A 24,057-nucleotide genomic window follows, 5' to 3' on the forward strand; every position below is an offset into this window, starting at 1 on the left:
ATCGCCGCCGCAAAGCGGCAGAACGGATCGTTTGTTCGTACACCTAGAAATCGTCGGTGTGAAGGACGATGTGATGGCCGCCATCCAATTCGCACTTACTGCGCGCCGCAACGTTGCGAATGCGTTCCCACCCTCTCTGAAACGCTTCGCCTATGGCCACATCTCGTTGCTGCGAGGCCACCGCTGCTGGATTGAGGCCGAAGTGGTCCTCAAGCGCTTGCAGCGTGACTACATACGTTTGGCTACGTCCCGCAATCAGGTAGTTGAATTGAACTGCAACGTCCCCTTCGACGTAAGCGATCCTGGGCTCTATCGGGTAGACCATCCCGCCTCCATGAGTTGGCGACGCCATTAGAATACACTGGCGCGAGCAGCGGCAGGTACGCCTTTTAGACGCGGCCTACGGTGAGCGCACTATCGGCGGACTGGCTGCGCGGTTTTACTATCGTCCAAGCGCCACGCCTCACGACCCGTCTCAAAATGGTGTCGAACTTTCCTACCGAATGTCCAGGTGGAGGAGCACGGGAAGGAGGCGGATAACCAGTACCCGCTAGCGACCGCCAACTAGCGCCCCTCTAATTAGCAGGATGGTGAGGCGCCTCGGATTCTTGATACCGTCTACTTCCGCCGCCAGCAACGTCTGGCGTCGACAAGACAAACGGAAAATGGGAAGAAGGGGTTAAGCCATGTTGAAGTGGAAATATCTATTTGGAGCACTGGTCGTTGGGACTGCCTTGGCTGGTTGCGGGGGAGGAGACGGCCAGAGTCCCGTGCAAACCGAGACGCCGGCGGCCCCCGCCGCACCGTCGCCAATCAAGTACTCGGGCACACTGTCCTTTGGCGACACCATCGCCCTCACCATAGACGCACCGGCCTCCGGCAAGCTCAAGCTCAGCTTTGTCGATTCAGCCTTTGGGCTGCGCGGCACCCTGATCGGAGTCTACGCGCGCACGGGCGAGAACTTCTCGGTGAGCGGCTTTGAGGCCGACAGTGCGGATCCGCCGCCGAGCGCCCTGATTGCCAAGCTGGCGGGCCTTGGCCTGAGCTTCCGGCTCGGCATGGATGGCCTTGTCGGCGAGATCTCCGGCGTGCCAAGCCTGCTTGGCACCAGTACCAGCATGCTCGCCGGTGACCTCTCTGCGAGCGCCGTAGCGACCGATATGCCGCCGTTGAGCAGCTTAGCCGGCACCTACAACGTATTGATGAACTTCGGCATCTACGACCAGGGCACCGGCAAGCCGCAATTGGGTCCAGTGAGCACACCAGCTAGCATGCGCTTCGATGCCGAAGGCAACGTGCAGCTGTGCACCAGCGTGGATATTGCGACTTGCGCTACCCCGCAACTGGGCCGCCTGACGCTAGCTGACCAGACGCGTTTTCCGGGTGCATATGACCTGGTGATGAACGGCGGCGGCTACTTCCGTGGTCGGCTGTTCGTCAACCCGAACGCCGGCATGCGCTTCGACATGAACTACGCAGAGTCGGGGGTGGTCGCGACCGGCACGTGGACCATCCAGCGCGCACGCGTGCTGGTCGCCGATGAACTGAACGGCACGTGGGCTTGCTCGTACGCCAACCGTGTCTTCGATGGCGCGACGGCAGTGCTGGACGGTACCTTGGCGCGGGAGACGCTGACCATCGCTGGCGGCAAGCTCACCATCGCTAGTAAGGCGCTCACGTTGCCGCTCCTGTTGAACAAATTCCAGGATGGCGTCACGTTGAACGGCGTGGCGATCGCTGCCGATGGCGACCTGGATGCCGAGCCAGGCGATCCGGCCGCCGTGCCGCCCACCTTCGCCCATGTCTTCCTGAAAACGGGCGCCGATTCGCTGGCGTGGCTCAACCTTTCGGTTGGCAGCGTCGTCCAAGGTACGTGCCGTCGCGCGTCCTGATATCGCGCTATCCTCGGACATTACTCTGCGCCGGCCTCCTGGCCGGCTTTCTTTTTACTTAGGTTCTCAGTCGCGCACCACGTGCCGCAGCCATAGGCTCATCAGCCCCGCGCGTCCGTGGACGCCGAATTTGCGGTAAATGCCGGTAACGTAGGAGTGCGTAGTGGAGACCGCTAGCCCGAGCCGTTCGGCGATCTGCTTCTCGCCGGCTTCGGTCAGGAGCAGGTTTAGCACCCGGCGCTCGTGCGGGGCAAGCGCGTCTAGCCCGTTCAGATGATCTGGCCGTTGGGGCAAGACGACGGGTCCGTGGCGCAGTGCAGTTACGTCCCGTGCCACACCAATGCGAAGCTGGTGCGCCGGGTGCCATTGAGCCGACCACGAAAGGTGGACGTCCGCACCGTTTCGGTGGCGATAGCGATTCTCGAATCCCACACGCTTCTTGCCGGCCAGAACCCTGTTGGCCTCGTGCAACGTCTCCTCACGATCCGCCGGCACCACCAATTCGAGCATGGGCTGGCCGACCAGATCGGACTGCCGGTAGCCGAGCACCTCCTCGCACACCGTGTTGGCGTAGCGAATCTCCCCGGTTTCGTCGACCAGAAAAACGGCGTCGGGAAGGCTGTCGGCCAGCGCAATCGCGCCATCCTCATTAAGAAGTGTCGTCATCGTGTGAGTAGCGATGCCTTTGCGAAGACGCAACTGCTGTGTGCGGGAGAAATTAATACGGATACTGCGGTTCAGCTTGAGCCGCTTGGGACAATAGCGCAGCGGCGCGCAGCGTCCTATCCGAAATCGCTCATCTGTGATGGTCGAACCCATGCACTCCTCGACCGATACGCATCGGCTACTGACGGCGCCACCTACGCGGGCGAGCCATGGACGCATGCGGCACCAGGGGGTGCCGGAGGACAACTCGTCGCCCCCGATCTGCGGAACCGCACGGCACAAGCAAGGCAGCCACTCTCCCACCTACTACTGCGCGATCAGCTTGACCCGCAAAGTGCGAGGCTATGGCCCGCCGCGGGCCATACATGCGGTCTGCCGAGGGAATCGACGTTACTCAAAAGGCGTGACTTTGAAAACTCTGCTATCACGAGAGCCGGCCAACGGCCAGCGCACCCGTTTTCTTCACGCACTGAGTTCTTCAATGAACTCGATGCAGCGGGTCTCAAAGAGGTGGGGACACCTTAGTAGCCCAGCGCGGCCTAGTGCCGACTAGCCGTGCGAGACTGTTACCGACGGTACCTGGAACGACGTCATGATCGAGCGCGCGTTGGGGATCGTCATCTGTTCGCCGGGCGGCGCCACGCCGGTCCACTCCCTTCACGTGCGCTGCCTCGACCAGGACGCGCGAAACTGATCGACAGCCGCAAGAATCCTTGGGCGGTGTTGATGCCATGCGCGGTGCCACGCGACGACGGGACCTTCCTACGGAACCGCGGATGTCGCTGTTGGCCTCGGCGAACCCGACGTGGTCATCAAAGCGAGTCGGAGCCAAACCAGTTGTTCTGCCTGTGGCGGAGTACGTGGCCGCCGACATCCGCTAAGACAATATGGAGAGACAACGGCTGCAGAATGCAAGCGCCCCGGCTGCGGCGACCCCTAGCAGGCTGCTGAAGTACTCATCGCGCTAGCGATGAGTCTTCCCCCCGCAAGGGTGGGGAGCTCTGCTTTTCACAATCCGGAAGCCGGACGTTACTGCATCGACTTTTCCCGCGTTTTGGCGCCCATTTCCGGCCTCATTACCGCGATTACTGCAACCGCGGACGGATTTGTCCCAGCGAGCGCATACGCACGAGGTTGTAGGCGGCCATGCTCAGCACAAACATCTGATCGACTTTCTTCAGGCCACGCACCATCACCTGACGCATGCGCCCCACGGTCTTGACCCACCCAAAGCCTTGTTCGATCAGCTTGCGCTTTTGTTGTGAGACCGCATACCCAGCGCTGCAAGCAATCGCCTCAGGAACTGCAGAGCGCCGCCCCGAGGTGTTCTGCGCCACGTGGGGCGTCACCTTCATTTCCAGACAGGCCTGAATGAACTCGTGCGCGTCGTAGCCCTTGTCCGCGCCCACGGTGACTTCTACATTCAGGTCTTCAATCACCTGCCTGGCATCGTTGAGCATGACCTTCGCTGCTTCGCGCTCGGCGTGTCCGTCTGCGTTGGTCACCATGGCGCTCACGACCAGGCCATGGCGGTTGTCGCTCAGGGTATGACCCATGTAGCGCAGCTCGCTAGCGGTCTTACCCTTGCGGTAGAGCTTGGCATCGGGATCGGTCTTGGAATCGTGCGTCTCGTTGCTGCGCTTGTGCCCCTTGAAGTCGCCGCCGTCGTTGTCGTCCTCGTCGCCGCCATCCTTGCGCACGAAGCTCTTGTGGCCGGCCCACGCCTGAATCAGCGTGCCGTCGACGCTGAAGTGTTCGCCTGACAGCCAGTTCTTCTTTTGCGCGATGGCAAGCACCTCGTTGAAGAACTGGATCACCGCATCATGCTTGATCAGCCGTTCGCGGTTCTTGGTGAAGACCGTGGGCACCCAAACTGGATCGTCCATCGACAGCCCGATGAACCAGCGAAACAGCAGGTTGTACTGGGTCTGCTCCATGAGTTGACGTTCGGAACGAATGCTGTAGAGCACCTGCAGCAGCATGGCCCGCAGCAGCTTCTCCGGCGCGATGCTGGGCCGACCGCCCTTGATATCGGCCTTGTACATCTGTGCGAACAATCGGTCCATCTTCACCAGTGCCTGGTTGGCCATAGCGCGAATCGAACGCAGCGGGTGGGATTGCGGAACGAAATCCTCCAGCCTCCGCATAGTGAACAAACTCTCGGTAAAGGTGTCTGCGCCGCGCATGAAAGTAGCGTTGGGTGGGGTCCTCAAATCAACGCTTCATCCAGTCGTCGCGCTGACGTCCGCTGGAGGTATTTCAGCAGCCTGCTAGGCCAAAGGATGTTCGAAGTGGTTTCTTGCGCCAATGTCGCAAGGCATACTGGAAAAGATACATGGCAGGCCACCTTCAATGGCGGTGGACGTGCTGCAGACAGCTACTACGTCTTCTTTGCCACCATTTACCCGTCGCTACGCCCAGCGAAAGTTCGGCATCAGATCTTTGTGCTCGTCGATGCTTAAGCCGCCGAGATCGTGGACGACTTGTTTAGTGACTTCCTTGGAGGCGGAGTCGCAGCCGGCGATCATGAGAATTTCATTGGGCGCCACACCGGATCGCTTCTGGGACAGGCTAAGGCGAGCGATCCCGCCACCCAGTAGACCCCCAAGCCACCAGAAGATCATGGCGCCAAAGGCACTGGAGCCCACGTACGCGAGAAAATTGGTCGCGGAGTCGGCTGGTGTGCCGAATTGATAGACAATCACCGCGCCTACAACTGATCCGATAAGAAGTCCCGAGACCGCAAATTCCTCCCGGTACGAAGTATGAGCTTTCTCTACGAGGGGAAGTCCTTCGACGGGCTGATCTCCGTTCTGAGCGAACCACGGGCCGCTGATTTTGGACGCGCCCGAGATGTCTCCGAGCGATGCTCGCACCTCTTGCGCCATCACCAAATCTTTGATCCGAAAATACAGTAGCGTGCGCATGATGTGCTCCAGTCAAGAAGGACGACTTCCATCGAGATTGCGGGGAACAGTACGAAAAATGATCTTTGTCTCGCAACTCGTTGAAACGTTATCTGTATTGCACCTTCTAGTCTGTCCGGTGACGTACACGCGCCGGAAGAAGTCGTGCATGTCCGCCACCGTACCGATTTTCCGCTGCCAGTCTGCCATTATCATCTGCCGGCGCGACTATCCATAGTTGTCGCGAATCTCTCTCAGATCAGAAATGCCGTTGTCACTCCGATCCGCTTTCCGATGTAGCCATGGTCTTTCATCACTGGCACCCATGTCTTAGACATAGGAAGAGATTTCAATAATGTAGTTAGTTCCTCGACGCGTTGGTCACTCAGAAAAAATCCCGCGATGTAAGGATCAAAAAGCGGCGGCGTCGTTGTTGAGTCGTTCCCCCATCCCAGGCTCTGTCATGGATACCTTGCCTGCGTTAATACAACCAGCACAAGGAGTTGCCATGAGAATTGCACAGATTGCGCCTCTTGCGGAGCGCTGCCCGCCTAGCCTCTATGGCGGGACCGAGAGGATTGTTTCTTATCTGACCGAAGAGTTGGTTAGACAGGGTCACGACGTGACGTTGTTCGCGAGCGGTGACTCCCTTACTCAGGCGGCACTCGTTTCGAGCTGTGATGTGGCGCTCCGACTAGGCGTGCGAATGCGCGACCCGCTTCCGTATTACATGATGATGCTCGATGACGTGTTCGCGAGGGCCGGTGATTTCGACATCCTGCACTTTCACATCGACATGATGCATTACCCGTTGTTGCAACAGGTGCGTACAGGGTTTGTCACGACCCTACACGGACGACTTGATCTCCCGGACATTTCCCCCTTCTACGCCCACTTTTTTGAGTTCCCCTTGGTCTCCGTGTCCATGGCACAGCGTTTTCCTCTGCCGGTCGCGAAGTGGGCCGGCACCGTTCTGCATGGTCTCCCAGAGACACTGCTTGCGTACCGAGCAAAGCCCGCAGGTGGCTACCTGGCATTTCTAGGCCGGATTTCGCCCGAGAAGCGCCCTGATCATGCTATTGAGATTGCCGCGAAGGCCGGTTTGCCCCTCAAGATTGCGGCGAAGATTGACGACGTCGACCGCGCGTATTGGGAAAGCACTATTCAGCCTCTTTTGGCAGCCTATCCTCAAGCGGAGTATATCGGTGAGATCAATGAGCATGACAAAGCAGCTTTTCTAGGAAATGCTTCAGCATTGCTATTCCCGATCGCGTGGCCAGAACCCTTTGGGCTTGTCATGATCGAGGCCATGGCATGTGGCACACCAGTGATCGCCTTCGATTGCGGCTCTGTCTCGGAGGTGATCGAACCGGGAGTGACTGGCTACATTGTGAAAACTGTCGAGGAGGCAGTGGCCGCCGTTGGCAAGATCTCAGAACTCCCACGAGCAGCTGTTCGATCGGCATTTGAATCCCGTTTTACTGCCGAGCGTATGGCTCGCGATTACGTTCAAATTTACCGGCGATTGACAATATCGACCACTGGTGAAGTCCCGCGCGGTACGACTGATGAACTCGTACTCGCCTAATGAGGAAAAAGATTCTATGCCGTCCGCATCGCCCACCCTGCTGGCCAATGCTGCACTGGTAAGTGGTGCCCCGCATGTTGCGCAGTTCTATATCCCAACATCGGCCTCGTTACAAGAGCGCCGGCCGCGGACGCTAAAACACGGAGACACCTTTGGACTGTTCGATCATAACGGTGACGCGGTCGGTGCCTCGGGCAGTCCTGAAGGGCTATATCACTTAGATACCCGACACCTGTCCTTTCTGCAACTCACAATCGATGGCGCTCGACCCATGCTTCTGTCATCGACATTGAGCGATGACAACTCCGCATTGACCTGCGATTTGACTAATCCTGATCTATCAGACATGGACGGTAGAGTTCGGTTTGAGCGCGACTTGATTCATATTCGCCGAACCCGATTTCTTTGGAACGGCACCTGTTACGAACGTATTATCGTGAGGAGTTTCGACGAGTTTCCGCGTCAGGTGCGACTTGAAATTAGCTTTGATGCGGACTTTGCTGACCTCTTCGAGGTGCGGGGCGCCCTGCGTCCGCGCCGGGGAACGCTGCACGCCCCGAGGGTCTCCGAAGAAACGGCAACTTTACGCTACACCGGCCTGGACAATGTCGTGCGAACTACACAGGTGAGCTTTCATCCAGCCCCGCTGGGCATGGGCGGCGACTGTGCAAGTTATGAGTTGATGCTCGAGCCAATGTCGACACAAAGACTCAGTCTCGAAATCCGCTGCGCATCGGTCTCGGAAGAGCCCGCCGAGCCCAGGAAATTTCTCAAGGCATTGCGGCAATCTCGGCGTGAGTTACAGCGAATGTGTCGTCCCGAAGCATTCGTCCATTCGTCTAACGAAATGTTTAACGAGTTATTACGCCGTAGTGTGTCCGACCTACATATGCTACTGACCAACACGCCGTACGGCTTGTATCCATATGCGGGGATCCCCTGGTTCAGTACGGCCTTCGGCCGCGACGCAATCATTACTGCGTTGCAGACGTTATGGATAAATCCTGATCTCGCTCGGGGTGTGTTGCAATATCTGGGCGCAAAACAGGCGAAGTTTGTAGATCGCCAGGCTGACGCAGAACCGGGCAAGATTCTGCACGAGACCCGACATGGCGAAATGGCGTTGCTTGGAGAGGTTCCCTTTGGACTTTACTTTGGGAGTGTCGACGCCACACCGCTGTATGTGGTTCTAGCAGGCGCATACTTGCAGCGAACGGGAGACCTTAAGACGATTGCCGGCCTTTGGCCAAATATTATCGCCTGCCTTAACTGGATCACAGACTACGGCGACCGCGACGGAGATCTCTTCGTCGAGTACGGCAGACAATCTGCGGATGGACTCATCAATCAGGGGTGGAAGGATAGTCGTGACTCCGTCTTCCACGCAGACGGCAAACTGGCCCCCGGCCCAATCGCGCTAGTCGAGGTGCAAGCGTATATTTACGGTGCGTGGCAAGCTGCTGCTTCCATTCGTGCTGCGTTGCAAGACACGAGCGGCGCGGCGGACTACACCGCCAAGGCTGAAGCACTACGCCAAGCTTTCGATGCGCGGTTCTATGATCCCGATCTCGGAACCTACGTTCTAGCCCTCGATGGGAACAAGCGACCATGCAGAATTGTAACGTCTAACGCGGGGCATGCCCTCTTTACAGGTATCGCGCTGCCTGAGCGCGTATCTTCGGTAGTCGCTAAGCTGATGAACAATACGAGCTTCTGCGGGTGGGGAGTTCGGACGGTATCTACCGATGCGCCGCGCTTTAATCCGATGAGCTATCACAATGGCTCCGTCTGGCCACACGACAATTCGATGATCGCGGCGGGCATGGCTCGTTATGGCTACCATGCCGAGGCTAAGCGTATCTTCGAAGGCTTGTTCTCAGCATCTGGATACATTGATCAACGTCGTTTGCCCGAGTTGTTTTGTGGATTTCCTCGCCAAAGAAGCCAAGGGCCGACCTTTTATCCTGTAGCCTGCGCACCGCAGGCTTGGGCGGCTGCCGCGCCGCTACTGCTCCTACAGGCATGTCTCGGCCTGGACTTTGACCCGTATGAACCTGCAATTACGTTCGATTCACCGTCGCTGCCGGGATTTCTTAATGAGGTATTCCTTGGCAATCTGAGTGTTGGCGGTGGGAGCGCCGACGTTGCCATTCGCCGTGTCGGCGCTCGGGTTGTCGTCGATGTTATTACACGCCGAGGCGAAGTCCAAGTGCTGACGCGAAACTGATCTCGCCATGCCGTTCGCCGCTCTGGAGCCGTCGCCGACTCAGTGAGCCGGTTGCCACCTTCAATCTCGGAGTTTCCCTGCGTATCCCACTAACGTGGGATGCGCGGAGTAATACGAGATCGGTGACGGCACAACGGAACGTCCCAATAGACAGGACGTCCGGTCGCCGTATCAAAATCCACAAAAGAACAGCCAACTACGTGGCTGCACCTCTGCATTGGACGACGCATTACACGCTTTGCTCGTTATCCTCGCGACCAGCGGTTCGCTGCGGTTGGCGTTCTTCCTCTTCGTCATCCTGTTCGGTCTCTTCGTCGATGCCGCCTGCTTCCTTTTCAGGCTGCGTGTAGACGCTTCCCACTTCCTCTTCGGGCTGCATGCCCCGCTCGCTATTTTTCTGTATCGGGAGCGCCCCACTCTCTTGCTCTGCGCCGCTGGTCTTATCCTGTTGTTGCGGTTTTCCTTGCTGTTGATTCTGTCCAGACTGCGTTTGCGGTGCCATGGTGTACTCCTAGTCGCGGCAGAATGCCACATATGGCTTATCGCAAGGGGCGTGCCAGCTCGCACACTTAGTCTTGTGGTAAGAAACGCTGCGCACAAGCGGCCAAGGCTGTGCCGGACGGTCGTATCAGGAACGACAGCTGCTACGTATCTCGTAGTCCTACCGGTAACGAACTTCCTTCTTGTAGGAATCGTTGGACCGTGATCCGTCCCCAGTCGACCCCATCGCGATACGCTTCGCCCATAAGATCGTTATCTCGACGCGTGGACGGCGTCCCGTCCAGACCGCTACGCCCTTTTTCCCATAGCGGCAATGCCGTCAACTCGTTGCGACATGTTGCATGATGCCCGCCAGCATACTCACCACGTCGCCATCACCGAGGGGGCGGTCACCGTCGCCACCGCCGCCAGGTGTGTACTGGCATCGGTTTCACTTACGAACAGCAATTGCCTTTAGCTTGTTGCTGCTGTGAGCCGGAAGGCGATTAGAAAGGGGGCGGACCACCCGACCGCGAGAGCGAGCCACTCGAGCGGCTAGTGAGCTAGAAGTTCAGGCGCCTCGCTGACTAGGCTGAACGGACAGACCAACTCCTTGCTCTCTCGCCGATGCAAGCTATCGGGCGGGCTCGACACCCATCGGTGTATCGCCCGGTGGTTCGTCGGTGGGGTCTGGCTGGAAATACCTCGCTGCTGCGCTTACTCCCGGTGAGCTCAGCTCGTGTCCCTCAAGAGGATACCTGTCCTGCACCTGGAACGTGGCCCCCGGCGCCCATCAGTACGACGTTGCGCAGCGGCCATTGGTAAGAAAGTGACGGCGCTCCTCTGAGGCCCTCGCGATCTGTTCTGGACCAGGCCCCTTGATTGGCTCTGGAGGCCAGGTCGTCGGGTATTCGAGGCGGGGGGGCAACCACGATCATCGCGCCGCCTCCGCGCCGCCCTCGACAGAAGGCACGATTACGGCGCCGACATCCTTTAGCAGCCGTTGAAATTCCGGCGATGCCAGAATTATTCGACCCGCGGCCGCCCGAAGGCGGTCGACGGATTCAGCCGACAGGGAAAACGAGGTGGGCAGCTGGTTCAGGTAATCCAGTTCTGCCTTGTCTTTCAATTGCGCAAACGACACGTCGATGGCGTATATGGTTGTGTCCGGTGTGCGTAGTGTCGGAGCTATAGAGGTTTCCGTATTCGCCGCGAAGGCGGATGATTGGCGGACGTCGCCCATCGCACGCCACCGCGCCTGGGTGTCCTTCAGCAACTCGATCGCCTCGTACGAATAGTGGTCGATAGGGACCCCCGTCGCCTTCACCAGTATTTCCAGCGTGCCGGGCGGAGACTCAAATTTGTCCCACTTGGTCCGCGGCGTGGAGAGAGAATTAACGACGAAAACAACAATTCTTCTTGCTCGGTCGAGCGGGCTTGGCCGCCCGATCAGATGCAGTGCTTCCATGAGTTCCAGGGAGTCCAGTACGCTGCGCATACCCAAGTTATCGGAGACTCCCCCATCGACAAGATGAATGTAAGGTCGCTCGGAGCTGTCTTCCAGTTCCGCTTCCTCTTTTAGGTGGCGCACTGCCCGTGCAGCCGGTCGCGGCGCTTCGGCAGCACTGATGAATGGCTTGACCCATTCGGGAGCACTATAGCCACAGTTTCCCCCGTAGTTGTTAAGTGTCACTGGGGTCAGTACCACGGGTACGGCCGACGAGGCGGCGGCAGCGCGCGCAAGCCGTACTGCATTGAGGTCGGAGCACAAAACGTCGAATGTGGCTTGTGTAAAGCCAAGGCGAGCGCCTGTCGAAATGTCGGTGGCGGAGGCAATTACAAACGGTCCATTCGCGCGTTGCAGGTCACCAAAGGTGGCACCGTTAAACAGGATCTCGTCGTAAAGATCGGCGGCAAGCTCGGAGCGACCCCACGCCTCCGCCCAGAGCGACGGCCAATAGGCAGGACTGAGCGTGCGCAGCGTAATTTCGCCTTGTACGTCCCTCTTGAGAAATCGCTGCTCATAGTCGTCGAAGAGCTTCTCGCCGTAGAGCCCATAAGCGAGAGCGGTGAAGCTTCCCCCAGAGACACCCGTAATCACGCTGACATGGTCGAGCAAACGGGATCGCGTCCCATTCGATCCGGTGATCTTTGTCCTTCGCAGAAACTCGAGCACGCCGTAGGAAAAAGCCGCAGCCCGGGTGCCGCCACCCGAGAATGCCAGGACCACTAAAGTTTCATTCGTAGCCAAATACTGCGACCGCGTGGTAAAGCGATAACCGGCGCTGGGGTCGGCGTGCTCGAGGGGCGGATTAACTGGCCGGCTCGCGCAGCCGCAAATTAGTAGGGATAACGCCAGTAGTGCGTATGCCGGATTCAAAATATGTGTCATTGAACGCCTCCTAGTTCTGTCGTGCTATCTCCCGGTCTAATGCGTAACCTCGCCTAGCGAGGGTCGTAGTGCCAAGACGTGTCAAATCTGAACAGCGGGGAGAGGAGACTCGCTCAAGATTAAAAGTCGCGCTGAGAGGCCATGCCGAGTGCAGCGAGGGCCGCAGCTCGCAAGTCGGCGCGGGCGGATAGATTGACAGCGATCGCGGCCAGTGTACCGCGAGCATCATGCCCCCCGGCGTATCCAAGACCTGCGATAGCACCCTTGCGAATATCCACGTCGACGCCGACGTTGGCCGCCTCGATCAAAAGGCTTACAGCTTCTTGTTTACTCAGACCCATGCGATTCTCCTAAAAACTGGGGTTACGAGACGGCCGCTCTGTAGCAGTAAGGATGACTGCTGCTGAGTATGGTCCCATTCTTGAGTTCATAGGCTCTGATTTCCTAGTGTCGGCAGTAGTCGACACGCCTCATTGCCAGCACGGTGCACTGAGTGGGTCATCCTCTATGCGTCGTTGCTCGTCGTGATTTTGTACACCCCCGTTGCCTGGGTCGACCAAACACTTAGCACGCGGTGTAGGCAGATGCGCAGACTTTCTCGACACGCAGCGGACGAGGGCCACTGCTGTGTTGCACTGAAGCCAGTCCAACAACGATACTGCGCGCCCTTGCTCGAAGACGTCGAAGAGTAGGACGAATACCCTGAAGAATGTGACATGCGGATCGCCCCGCCCGCCCCGATGACTATGGAGTCCCACGCGTTGGTCATACTGCGCTCCATCGGAGCACCATGATGGCGGCGCTGCGAGGCGAAAGGCGCCCTTTCTTGACGGAAAAAATGTCGGCGCGAAGCGCCGATTGGATTGTGTACTAGCTTACTTTCAGTATATAAATCTACATGACCAAACTTTGGCATTCTGACCCTGCCCGCGCCTACGCGGAATGGCAGTTCCGTGAGGCTACCGGCGCTGACCGGCGCCGATTTTCACAGCGATCTATCGTTCAGCACCGTGCAATGTTTGATCGATTTCACCGCTATGTAATTGCCCGCGGCACAACCTTAGCCAGCTTTGGTCCCGACGTATTGGACGGCTTTTGGCTTGACGGTGATGCTGTCCGCTACACCCCGGCAACTCGGATGCGTTATCTCAAGCTCATTGAGCGCTTGTGCAGGCATCTAGTTGCCATTGGCGTACGTGATGTCAATCCCGCTAGTGAAATCCTCTGCGGCCAGCCATGGCCGGCGATTGACCCCGAAGCGTTGTTCCTCTCCGAAGAGTTGGACAAACGACTACAGGAGTTCGTGCGGCCAGACGTCGAGGACAACCCGACAAAACTGCAGAAACGCGCTATCGTCGCGCTCTTCCTAGGGACCGGAGTCACCGCCAGCGAGGGCCGCGCAGTGCGGTTGCGGGACGTTTACCCGGAGGCATCCCCCCCCTACCTACACGTGCCAGCTCGACCACCGAAAACTGCCAGGACCGTCCACCTCGAGCCATTTGCTGTTGCGGCGCTCAAGGCTTGGCTCCAACTGCGGCGTACCTACGCCCACAATGGCGCCCTCCTCTTTACGCTAACGCGCGCCGGCACGCCCATCACAGACATGAGCTTCGGCAACATTGTTCGGGAGGCTTTTGCAACGGTTGGATGCGAAGCAGAAGACAAAGGCCCGCGGATCCTGCGCAATACCTACTGTCGCCGACAACTGCTAAAAGGCGTGACGGCGGATGAGGTCTCAGCTAGATTGGGGCTGACAAGCAACCGAACAGTCGCACGAATTGCTGCAACTATCGCTATACAAAAGGGGCGCTGATGCGCCCCCCTGTGGCATGTGAACGCTTCCGACGAAGGTTGCGCCATGGTCGCTGCTTGCAATGCCGGGCCTACGCACAGAAATTCCAGTGTCACACCCGCTAACACTGCCGGCATCCTGATACGCGACGTCATTGCCTTCGATGTCCGAGGCTCGCCTCGAGCACTACTTTCTGTTGGGCGCAGATGCTCCTGAGCGTGATCCAGTTCAAGCTCCTTGAAATTGGTGCTGCCCCTCCGCCGGGTGGACGTGCCCTATTGCCTTAGCTCAGTGATCTCGGGCGGCCGGCGGGGGAGTAATTCCCTGGCTCGTACACGGCCGAAGTCAGCCGAATGCGACTTGCTTCCTTGGAGTGAGCCGTTGCATGATACGGATATGCCCTTATCGCCGTATTTTTCCAAGCCACTCCGCAGTGTGCCGGGTTTAGCCTGCTCCGACTTCTTGCCTCGACGGACTCAAGCACACTTCTTGAGTGATTGGACGATTTCGCGTGTTGCTCATGAAGTTACTTAGGCCTTTTTCGGTTGACTTGCGTGGGCTGATTTTCCTTTTCGTTTTATTGTCAGTCCTTGCAACACTGAGCAACAGCCTCTTTGTCGCTTATCGCGTGCAGCGGGAGGCTTTGATCCGTGCGACGCTCGCGAGCAACGAAGCCTATGCGGCAAAAGTCGCATCGAGCATCGGCGAGTTCCTGGGCTCGGCGCACAATCACTTGAGATTCAGTGCCCTGGTTCTCTCCCGGCGATGGGACGATCCCGTGGCAATGCGTGAGGAGGCGCTGCGCCTGCAGGCTCAGGACTCAGACTTCAATGCCGTCGCGATCGTGGATGTGAATGGCAAGTTGTTGCACACGTACCCCGATGACAAAGAGACGATTGGCACGACGCTGCCGTCCGAAGGCATCCGCAAAGCACTTACCGAGCGTCGTCCATTGGTCAGCCCGGCGTACGTCTCCCGAGCCGGGAATCTGATCGTATTGATCTCGCAACCGATTTTCGATCAGTCCGGCGTGTTCCTCGGCGTGGTGGGCGGTGCAGTCCATCTGGTCGAGCAAGGCGCGTTTCACACCGTCATCAGTAACCACTTTCATCACGATGGGACTTTTGCCTTCGTCGCCGATGGCAATCGACGGCTGCTATATCATCCCGACCCGAAACGGATTGGCGAAGTACTCGGCTGGAGTCTGACGGTAGATGCCGCACTGCGCGGTGAGCGCGGCTCGGCTGAGGTTCCGAACTACCACGACATCCCCATGTTGGCTGGATATGCTCAGGTCGCTGATGCAAATTGGGCGGTAGTGGTGCAACAGCGCCGAGAACGTAGTCTCGCACCGCTTGGGAAACTGATGTGGGACATGCTCCTTGGAATGATTCCGGCTGGAATCCTCGGATTTGGACTTGTATTGGCCGGTACGGCATTGATCTCCTTGCCCTTGCGGCAGTTGTCCGCAGCTGCCGACCGATTGTCAGCAGCGGAGACCTCCGACGACCTGCGACGGATTCACGCCTGGTACCGCGATGCATCGGCCATTCGACAAGCAATGCTTACGGGGGTGCAGTTGCTCCATCAAAAGCTGGGGCGGCTTAGCCGCGAGGCGCACAGCGATCCATTGACTGGTCTGGCAAATCGCCGGGCAATGCAGGACCTCCTGACTCTGCTTTCCAGGACCGAGCAGCAATATTCGGTGCTTGCGCTAGACATCGACCATTTCAAGCGAGTGAATGACACTCATGGTCATGACGCGGGTGACACTGCCTTAAGAACGGTCGCGGAAATCCTCAAGGAGAACACGCGGGCTGGCGACCTTGCCTGCCGCTCCGGGGGCGAGGAGTTCACTTTGATTCTCCCCGATACATCGCGCGATACTGCGACGGCCATCGCAGAGCGGGTACGCGATACCATCGCCAGCACCCATGTTCCACAGGTTGGATATCTGACTATTTCCATTGGGATAGCGGTTCGAGACGCCAGCGCCATGACGCCGGAAAGCGTGCTGAAGCTGGCTGATGAACGTCTCTACAGCGCCAAAGAGGCTGGCCGCAACCGGGTAGTCGGGCCATCGTAAATTTCGTATCCAGCGTCGCCGAGAACCATCAAGCAAGCGCAAGCTCAATACACCTCGATGAGCCTTGGATCAGGGGCTTTTCTCATAGGTTGTGCCCGTCTGCCCGGGATGCCCAGCTCGGGAAGGTGCACGAGGCTGCCTATTGATTGCGGGTACCTTTAGCCGAACCACGGCCGGCTGAACGTACCAGTTGTCTTGGCCCGTTCAGCCGACGCCCCGCACGTCAGAATATTGTCGCCATCACGTGGTCTGCTCTGTCCTGCCCAAAGGGCGTTGGGAACTTCTGAATTGCGTGTCAGGCGGATGCCAAAACGAACCATTTTGGGTCATTTATCGGCGATTACGAGGCCAAAAAACGATCGATACGGCAGTCTTTGAGTACAGCCCCACCGTATAAGACAACCGTTTGATCACCCTCGCCCGTGCGCGACAGCGATGGCGGTCGTGGACCGATCCACTCACAATAGAATCGCGGCGCTTTGCGTCGCGGTACGAATGCCATTAGGCCCCCTAGCATAGATATCAGTGGTGCATTTGGCGTACCGGCGTCCTGCCCCGGGGATATTTGGCGGTGTGACCGGCCAGGACGAGGGATAGAAACCGGGGAGCTTCTTACACCTTGCCGCTTAGCCAGCGGATACTGCATATCCATGCAGTTCCGACGACGGACCCCGTGTGTCGCTTGGGCCACCCCTGCCCATCCCGCAAGGCTATGCCCCTCTGCGGTCTAGGCTACAACCTTTCAACCGGGATAAGGCGAGCCAGCCGTCCAGTGCTACGACTACACCGCACCCCTCCTATCGCTTTGTGAGCCACGGGCAAAGGCCGCCGATGTTGCGCACAACGATCGCGGCTGCATAGAAGATGCTCTGCGTTACTGACCTAGCAGGAGGCAGAGGAAAAGAAACCATCGCGGGTTGGAGAAGATAAAGCGAACGTTACGCGCAACGACGTCTCCAGGCGATAAACTATGCCTGCGCATCGGTGTCGTAGCGAGCCGCCTGTAGACTGTATCCAGCAGATTAGGAGATGGAATGTTGGCACTTTCTCCCGAGCGAGCCCAGCTGGAAGCAGTGGATCGTCATCTCGCACAATGCAGATCCCGAATTAGAGAGCAGATCCGGCGTATCAGGGCATGTCGCAATCGCGGCGGGGATGATCGGACGTCGCTGGAGCTACTCTCGCTTTTGCGGGAGAGCCAAACCCTTGTGCGTTGGCGCCGCCGCCAGATCTGCCATGCGCTGGTAAATAAGCTTCCCCTACAGCAAGACGTGGGCGGGCCTGCTTGACGTGCTCGCATTCCACCGCGAAAAACAACCCGTCCCGCTCTGGCATTTGAGCTGGAAGGGATGCTAGGTGGGAACCACTGGGTTCTGTGTACCCAAACGAAAAGCGATTTGCCGACGGGATCAAAGCGAAACGACCTCGCACCGTGGCACCTACCAATGGAGGGTGCCATTCATCGCGCACCGCGCCGATAATTATCCTGCGGGGGAAACTCCGTTCCTAACCCTTCGAGGCCACGCTATCCCTGCTTGGCCTTTTCTTTCTCCCCCCGGTGGCACAGTTCCCCTGCCCGTCCGCACTTTCTCCTTGGGGTCATGCAGGTTCTGAGGCTCGCGGATGCTATTTTTGAGCGCCTCCCATGCGTGCGAATGAGGCGCCCGACCCGAGTCTCGCCGCTCAGAAAATGGTGATGGAGAAAGGATTTACGGCAGCCGGCTGCGCGCCGCCGATTGCGACGGGCGCGCCAGTCAACGGGTCAATGCGGTACATGTAGACGTCGTCCGAAGTCGAGTTCGTGACATACAGGAACTGGCCACTCTCATCGATGGCCAGATTGATCGGCTGGGCGCCTGTCGCAACGGTGGTCGCCGCCGTGAGGCTTCCCGTCGCAGGGTCAATGACATAGGCGGTAAGGGTGTTGGCGCCCTGGTTGGACACATACAAATAGCGGCCGGAGGCGTGCAGCGCAATGCCCCGCGGACCCGCTCCCGAAGGGCACTGTGAAGCCAGCGTCAGTGCGCCGCTATTCACGTCTATTGCATACACCGCAATGGTATCGAGGCCCGCCTGCGTGACATACAGAAACGTCCCTTCCGGGTTCACCACCAGGTTGTACGCCCCCGCGAGCGTGTACGGCGAACCGGCAGCCGGCGCGAGCGCGCCCGTCGCGCTAACGTTGAACGCATAGAGCGAATTCGTACCCGTATCGGCCACGTACGCACGCTTGCCGGTCGGGTCCAGCACCATGGCGCGTGGCGCTGCACCCGCGGCGAACGGCGACCCGGCGATCGGCGTGAGCGCGCCGGTCAGCGCATTGACCGAGAACGCCGTGATGGTGCCGGACAGGCTCAAGGCGTAGACAGATTTGCCGCTAGGATGGGTCGCCACGGCCTGCACCGACGTTCCCGTCGGATAGGGTGAGCCGGGTCCCAAGGTCAGCCCGCCAGTGGCAGGATCCACCGCAAAGACGGCGAGTCCTCCGACATTGCCATTACCGACGAACAGCCGCATGTTCTTTGGGTCACCGCTCGCGGAGAGTGGCGCGGTGAACGGTGTGGGGACCGTACCGATCGAGGCCAGCACACCCGAGGATGCGTCCAGGGTGAAAGCCGTCACGCTGGATGCGCTGTAGTCGCCGACGTACGCAAAGCGGGACGCCTGGGTCGTGCAACTCACGGCCACGCTCGTGACATCGGCGTCTGCAGCGACGCCGGTGCCGGCGGTGACAACGCACTGCTGGCTTGGGAAGGAAGGCTGCTTGCGAACGGACACGCCATAGTGCGCGCCCCGTGCCACAGGCAACGCGAAGACGAACGCGCCATTGCTGCTGACCGCGAGGTCGTCGCCGGCGTTGTTCTGCAGGACCAGCCCGGCCCCTGCGAGTCCGCTCACGGCGCCCCGTACGTTGATGCTGGTAGTCGAACACACCACCGTGACGGCAGCAACGCCGTTTGCTGCGGCCGCGTTGCCACCCTCCACCGTGCATTGTTGATTGGGCGAAATGGGTTGCGTCTTGACTGTGACCGAGGGCGAGGTGCCCTCGTCAATCTGCTGGCTAAAGGCGAGCTCTCCATCGGCAGTCACCGGTAGCGTCTCGCCGAGACGGCTCTGAAGCACCAGGCCCTGCCCCGTCAGGCCGGAAACCTTGGCGCGGATCGTAACCTTGGGGACCGGCTCGGACGAGCCCATACCACCGGACTGATTCGACTCGTTATCGCCATCGGACCCGCATGCGGCCAGCGATGCAGCTACGGTCGCCAAGGCGGCGACGGCAAGCCAGCTTGCATGCCGGCGGGTTTGCGCACTCTTCCCAAAAGACCTGAGCATGTTCGACCCCTACCCGTATGAGTTCTTGGACGCTTTAGGCCGAGATCGTAACATCCAATGCGCCGCGCAGGACTCTTCGTCGAGGCCGGCATCATTGCCTGACGACCAGCCGCACGCAGCAAGTCAGCGCGCGCCGGTGTCACAACGGCGCCATGGGTAGTGCTAATGGCAAGCAGACGCGTCGTAACTTGGCCTGAGATGTGCGAACCGACCTATCTTGGAATCGGTCGAGGGAAAAGCGATGATCGAAGCGTGGCCGCCGCGCATGGGCCGATCTTAGTGGCGCAAGCGCTCATCAGGATGAGCAACCTGCGCACTACCTCTTAACCAATATCCGTCGGCCACTCGCCTCTCATTACAGATGTAGCTACCGCCGCACAAGCATCATGCCTCGCCCCCATGCGGAATTCCCGGGATGGGGCACTCGGAAGTTCCAATCGTCGAGCGTGTCAGTGCCTCCACCATTTCCCTGGTGCGCTCCGGCTCCTTCGTCCATCGCTCATAGAACTCAAATGGGCACTTGGCGACGCCGTGTGCGCCCTCACCCGAGTTGAGCTTGCCGGTGTAGCCGCGATGCAAAAGCTTGAATAGATGGTTGTTCGATTGTAAATTTCTGCGAGCATCCCGGATTAATCCCACTGACAGTTCGGCGTATTGGATACCCATTTCTTCCGTGCCGCACTCGCCCAGCGTACGTCCGTCGAACCCAATGACTGAAGAGCCGCCGAAGTACGAATAGACACCGTCAAAGCCCGTGGCATTTGCAACCGCCACGTAGCAGTTGTTCATCCAGGCCATGGTTCTGGCGACCATCATCTGCTGGTCTCGCGCCGGGTACATATATCCTTGGCAACGAACGACGAGTTCGGCTCCACGCATCGCGCAATCGCGCCAGATTTCCGGGTAGTTGCCGTCATCACAGATAATGAGGCTGATTTTGAGGCCTTTGGGACCGTCAGAGACGTAGGTTCGGTCACCGGGATACCAGCCCTCAATTGGGGTCCACGGCATGATCTTGCGATATTTCTGCACGATTTCGCCGTGGTTGTTCATCAGAATCAGAGTGTTGTATGGCACCTTACGAGGATGGTCTTCGTGACGCTCACCGGTCAGCGAAAATACGCCCCACACATCTGCTTTGCGGCACGCCGCGGCGAATATCTCGGTCTCCGGCCCCGGGATCGCCGAAGCCGTATCCAGCATCTCCGTCGCGTCGTACATGATTCCGTGCGTCGAGTACTCCGGAAAGACTACCAAATCCATTCCCGGCAGACCCCGCTTCATGCCTACGAGCATGTCGCCGATCTTTCTGGCGTTGTCGAGTACCTCCGCCGTCGTGTGCAGGCGGGGCATCTTGTAGTTGACTACCGCAACGCCAACCGTCTCATTCGAACTTCCAATATCACCGTGTCGCATCGTTTTAGCCTTTTATCCGTTTGATCTGCTTGCTCTTTGTCGTTGAATTGACTCCTCTTTTCCAAGAATCGGGCGCAATGATTCCGCCGTCGTCAGTCGGCGGCCCGACCCCGGTCAAGTGAGTGGATAGCTAGCGAAGACGGAGGTGACGCCGCGCTCCCCAAATGGCGGCACCACTCAGCGCCGCGCCCACCATCACGTAGTAGCTCGGTGACAGCGGATCGCCTGTCAACGAGCCGAGGCCAGTGAGAACAAACGGCGCGAATCCACCGAAGATCGTGACGCCGATGTTGTAGCTAAGGGACAGTCCGCTAGTGCGGATGCGGGCCGGGAAGATCTCTGACATCAGGGCAGGCAGAGGACCGAAGTAAAAAGCGATGAGCAAGCCGAGCATGCCCTGCACAAGGATGAGCGTTCCCAGGCTCGGCGATCGTTGCAGCATCGAGAATGCGGGGTGAGCAAAGAGGAACGCGACCAGCGCGGCAAGAATCATGGTCCGGGTTCGACCGATACGATCCGACAACATACCGATGAACGGTGCAACCATGAAGATGACGCCGCCGGTCACGATCGTGCCGACGAATGCGCTGGTCGGATCGACGTGAAACTGCTTGGTGGCATAGGTTGGCATGAACACCGACATCCAGATCGTGATCGTCGCAAGAATGATGAGTCCGGCGGATATAAGAACGCGCGCCTTCTCGTGCTTCAGCATCTCGACCATGGGGTGCTTCTCGGGCCTGACCTCGGAAAACTCCGCGGACTCATCGGTTGCGCGGCGAATGTATAAGCCGATGGGACCGAGGATCGCACCGAACAGGAACGGAATTCGCCACCCCCAATCCTGAAACTGATCGGGCGTGAGGGACCAGGTAAGGAACGCGCCGAACGCGGAAGCCATCATCATGGCAAGCCCCTGCGTCGCGGTTTGCCAGCTCGCAATGAAACCACGACGATGCGGATTGTGCTCGGCAAGCAAGGCCGTGGCGCTGCCGTATTCGCCACCGGCCGAGAAGCCTTGCAGCATCCGTCCACCGACGACCAGAATCGGCGCGATGATACCGATGGACGCATACGTCGGAGCCAGCGCGATGACAAGCATCCCGACCGTCATCAAAAGCAGTGAGAGGCTCATCACCTTTTTACGCCCGAGCTTGTCGCCGAGATTGCCCAGGTAGACCGCGCCCAGGGGACGCATGAAGAACGTCACGCCGAACGTCCCGAGAAACAATAGCAGCGATGCAGTCTCGTTGACCGCCGGAAAATAGAGCTTGGCGATCGTTCCTGCCATGATGCCGTAGATGTAAAGATCAAAACATTCGAACACATTGCCAAGCGTCGCGGCAATAATGGTGCCGCGTGCCGTGGAGGCACGATGCGTGGCGGTTACCATATCGATTGCAGCTTCTCTCATTATTTCCTCCTGACGGGAACAGCAAGCTGCGTTCGGGCAGCTCGCGGAACCCAGGACTACGATGGTGTGGGCCTGGAAGCGGCGGGCGTGGGAGTGCCTCAACTCCGCTTCTTTCAGGGGTCGGTGTGCTGGAAATAGCTGCTGTCGGAAACCGGGTGCTCAGAAGAACGGTACGATCAACGAGGCGTTACGCTTCGGGGGCGAACATGCCAGGACCGTGGTGATTGATTACGGTTTCGCCCTGCCCCACGCGAACGAACACGTAGTGGACATCGTCGCCACCCTCCAAGACCTCGCAGCGGTGGATCGCACGGCGAGGGAAGAAGGCATAGTCACCCTTGCCGATCTCGAACGACTGCTCGCCGTTCTCACCGAAGTCGACGCGAATTCGGCCCGACAGCATGAACATCACGCTGTCGAACTCCTTGTGGTGATGCCACTGGCTCGGCGCATCGATTGCCGTGACGTGGCATTGGCCCACCCATAGCTCTCCGGCCTCGAGCGCCTTTTTGCGGACCTGACCCGGCGTTTGCGGACCCATGGTCAACTGATCCGCCCTGATGAATCCGATCTCCTTGAAAAGGCCTGTGCTCATGTCTGTTTCCTTTGTGGTTGAAATCGTCCGACTTGTGCGACGGAACACCCGTAAGGTAGACTGATTAAATGAAGACAACCGGCCAAGTTCTGTCGGCAATCGGACACGCAGAAACACCCGCATTCGAGACGGCCGCGCGCCCGGTCGTCGGCTTTTCCTGCGACTACCACTCAGGCGTCTCGTCTGGCGTCCACAGCCACGCAAGGGCGCAATTACTCTACGCCATCGCGGGCGTCATGCGTGTCGAGACCTGCGATGCCAGCTACATCGTTCCCCCGACGACCGCCCTCTTCCTGCCCGCACACGCATTGCACTCCGTGAGCATGGATGGCCCGGTCGCCATGCGAGAGCTCTTCCTGCGAGAAGACGCTGCCGCCTCTGTAGGCGCGTCACCCAAGGTCATCGCGGTCTCCGGCCTGCTGCGAGAAGTGATCGTCGCTACGTGCGAGGAGCCCGCCGAGTGGGAACCGAACGGGCGCACACACCATCTCGCCGCGCTGGCGCTTGACGAGATCGCGCGGTCCTCGGCGCTTCCACTGCGGCTGCCGATGCCGAAAGACGACCGCCTGCGGCGCGTCGTCATCGCGCTCAGGGAACGCCCACACGACGACAGGACCTTCGAGGAATGGAGCGAATTGGCGAACGCCTCAAGCAGAACACTCGCGAGAATATTTCGGATAGAAACGGGTCTTAGTTTCCGTCAGTGGCGGCAGCAAGCACGATTGACTGAAGCGCTGAGCGCGCTCACCATGGGCGCGCCACCAGCGAAAGCTGCTGCTATCGCCGGATTCCAAAGTATTCCTGCATTTGGTGCTGCTTTTCGAGCGCTCTTCGGAATTACGCCAGGTCAAGCGCGGCATCCAAAACATGAACATAAGGGTTGACGGCAGGTAACTGCATGTTCAAAAACCGGTGTGGACAAAACATGCAGCGGCGTACTGAATCGCCGGCGCCTCCGCCCTCTCGATGCTCTCCGACGTCGATCCAGGAAAGACGCTCTCGGTGGGCGTTGCCGGTGCGTCGTATCAGGGCTACAGCGCTGGCGCGATCGGGATTTCCGCTCGAATCAACCCAGAGCATCAAGCTGCGGGCCGAGGCTGGCGTTTCTGCGGGCGGGACGACCGTCGGGGGGCATCGCCCACCAGTGGTGAGCCGGCTTGGTTTTAACAGAGGGACACCACAGAGGTCCGGCAGTTCTGCCCTCGGGCCTCCATCGGTGACTACAACCATCTATCCAAATCCATTCTGTGCGACGACACAAGCGGCCGAA

General features: G+C 59.0%; 18 protein-coding genes. 7 read left to right on the forward strand and 11 right to left on the reverse strand.

The window, feature by feature from the left end; translation table 11 throughout:
* Positions 1-43: 43 nt before the first annotated feature.
* Positions 44-325 carry a DUF1488 family protein gene (locus tag GA566_RS27835; protein ID WP_160474813.1) on the reverse strand — a complete coding sequence of 94 codons (282 nt, stop codon included), beginning with the start codon at positions 323-325 and terminating at the stop codon, positions 44-46.
* A 445-nt stretch (positions 326-770) separates the two neighbouring features.
* On the opposite strand from GA566_RS27835, the gene GA566_RS27840 reads away from it, so the two are divergent.
* Complete coding sequence (locus GA566_RS27840) at positions 771-1,892, forward strand: hypothetical protein (RefSeq protein ID WP_160474814.1); 1,122 nt, start codon at positions 771-773, stop codon at positions 1,890-1,892.
* A 66-nt stretch (positions 1,893-1,958) separates the two neighbouring features.
* On the opposite strand, the gene GA566_RS27845 is transcribed toward GA566_RS27840, so the two are convergent.
* The 3 genes from GA566_RS27845 to GA566_RS27855 form a co-directional block, all read right to left on the reverse strand.
* Positions 1,959-2,711 (reverse strand): PAS domain S-box protein, encoded by a 753-nt coding sequence (locus tag GA566_RS27845; RefSeq protein ID WP_237380877.1) that lies wholly within the window; start codon positions 2,709-2,711, stop codon positions 1,959-1,961.
* Between the two features lie 932 nt (positions 2,712-3,643).
* Positions 3,644-4,744 carry an IS5 family transposase gene (locus GA566_RS27850; protein WP_160474815.1) on the reverse strand — a complete coding sequence of 367 codons (1,101 nt, stop codon included), beginning with the start codon at positions 4,742-4,744 and terminating at the stop codon, positions 3,644-3,646.
* 225 nt (positions 4,745-4,969) lie between these two features.
* The gene (locus GA566_RS27855) at positions 4,970-5,485 is read right to left on the reverse strand and encodes a hypothetical protein (protein ID WP_160474816.1); all 516 of its coding nucleotides are present in this window, start codon (positions 5,483-5,485) and stop codon (positions 4,970-4,972) included.
* Positions 5,486-5,972: 487 nt separating this feature from the next.
* Here GA566_RS27855 and GA566_RS27860 point away from each other — a divergent pair, with 487 nt between their 5' ends.
* Both GA566_RS27860 and GA566_RS27865 read left to right on the forward strand, forming a co-directional pair.
* Positions 5,973-7,052 (forward strand): glycosyltransferase family 4 protein, encoded by a 1,080-nt coding sequence (locus GA566_RS27860; protein WP_160474817.1) that lies wholly within the window; start codon positions 5,973-5,975, stop codon positions 7,050-7,052.
* A gap of 16 nt (positions 7,053-7,068) precedes the next feature.
* Positions 7,069-9,279 (forward strand): amylo-alpha-1,6-glucosidase, encoded by a 2,211-nt coding sequence (locus GA566_RS27865; RefSeq protein WP_160474818.1) that lies wholly within the window; start codon positions 7,069-7,071, stop codon positions 9,277-9,279.
* A gap of 229 nt (positions 9,280-9,508) precedes the next feature.
* On the opposite strand, the gene GA566_RS27870 is transcribed toward GA566_RS27865, so the two are convergent.
* The 3 genes from GA566_RS27870 to GA566_RS27880 all read right to left on the reverse strand — a co-directional run bounded on the left by GA566_RS27870 (position 9,509) and on the right by GA566_RS27880 (position 12,492).
* Entirely contained in the window at positions 9,509-9,781 is a 273-nt protein-coding gene (locus GA566_RS27870; RefSeq protein ID WP_160474819.1) for a hypothetical protein, read from the reverse strand.
* Between the two features lie 912 nt (positions 9,782-10,693).
* The gene (locus GA566_RS27875; RefSeq protein WP_160474820.1) at positions 10,694-12,151 is read right to left on the reverse strand and encodes a patatin-like phospholipase family protein; all 1,458 of its coding nucleotides are present in this window, start codon (positions 12,149-12,151) and stop codon (positions 10,694-10,696) included.
* 119 nt (positions 12,152-12,270) lie between these two features.
* A complete protein-coding gene (locus GA566_RS27880; protein ID WP_160474821.1) occupies positions 12,271-12,492 on the reverse strand; it encodes a hypothetical protein in 222 nt (73 codons plus the stop codon).
* A gap of 674 nt (positions 12,493-13,166) precedes the next feature.
* On the opposite strand from GA566_RS27880, the gene GA566_RS27885 reads away from it, so the two are divergent.
* Positions 13,167-13,964, forward strand: a complete 798-nt coding sequence (locus GA566_RS27885; protein ID WP_237380878.1) for a site-specific integrase — start codon at positions 13,167-13,169, stop codon at positions 13,962-13,964.
* Positions 13,965-14,463: 499 nt separating this feature from the next.
* Positions 14,464-16,029, forward strand: a complete 1,566-nt coding sequence (locus tag GA566_RS27890; RefSeq protein WP_160475109.1) for a sensor domain-containing diguanylate cyclase — start codon at positions 14,464-14,466, stop codon at positions 16,027-16,029.
* A gap of 1,683 nt (positions 16,030-17,712) precedes the next feature.
* Here GA566_RS27890 and GA566_RS27895 read toward each other — a convergent pair.
* The 4 genes from GA566_RS27895 to GA566_RS27910 all read right to left on the reverse strand — a co-directional run bounded on the left by GA566_RS27895 (position 17,713) and on the right by GA566_RS27910 (position 22,787).
* Positions 17,713-19,362 (reverse strand): beta-propeller fold lactonase family protein, encoded by a 1,650-nt coding sequence (locus GA566_RS27895; RefSeq protein WP_160474822.1) that lies wholly within the window; start codon positions 19,360-19,362, stop codon positions 17,713-17,715.
* 384 nt (positions 19,363-19,746) lie between these two features.
* Entirely contained in the window at positions 19,747-20,778 is a 1,032-nt protein-coding gene (locus GA566_RS27900; RefSeq protein WP_160474823.1) for an aliphatic amidase, read from the reverse strand.
* Between the two features lie 130 nt (positions 20,779-20,908).
* On the reverse strand, positions 20,909-22,192 hold the full coding sequence (locus tag GA566_RS27905) for an MFS transporter (protein WP_370459375.1): 1,284 nt from the start codon (positions 22,190-22,192) through the stop codon (positions 20,909-20,911).
* A 187-nt stretch (positions 22,193-22,379) separates the two neighbouring features.
* Positions 22,380-22,787, reverse strand: coding sequence for a cupin domain-containing protein (locus tag GA566_RS27910; protein WP_160474824.1), 408 nt, complete (start codon positions 22,785-22,787; stop codon positions 22,380-22,382).
* A 68-nt stretch (positions 22,788-22,855) separates the two neighbouring features.
* On the opposite strand from GA566_RS27910, the gene GA566_RS27915 reads away from it, so the two are divergent.
* Positions 22,856-23,671: a helix-turn-helix transcriptional regulator gene (locus GA566_RS27915; protein WP_160474825.1), complete on the forward strand. Its 816-nt coding sequence runs from the start codon at positions 22,856-22,858 to the stop codon at positions 23,669-23,671.
* A gap of 82 nt (positions 23,672-23,753) precedes the next feature.
* Complete coding sequence (locus tag GA566_RS33750; protein ID WP_160474826.1) at positions 23,754-23,954, forward strand: YadA-like family protein; 201 nt, start codon at positions 23,754-23,756, stop codon at positions 23,952-23,954.
* Positions 23,955-24,057 lie beyond the last annotated feature (103 nt).

The sequence above is a fragment of the Cupriavidus sp. SW-Y-13 genome, from assembly GCF_009793345.1.
In the GTDB taxonomy this organism is placed as follows: domain Bacteria; phylum Pseudomonadota; class Gammaproteobacteria; order Burkholderiales; family Burkholderiaceae; genus Cupriavidus.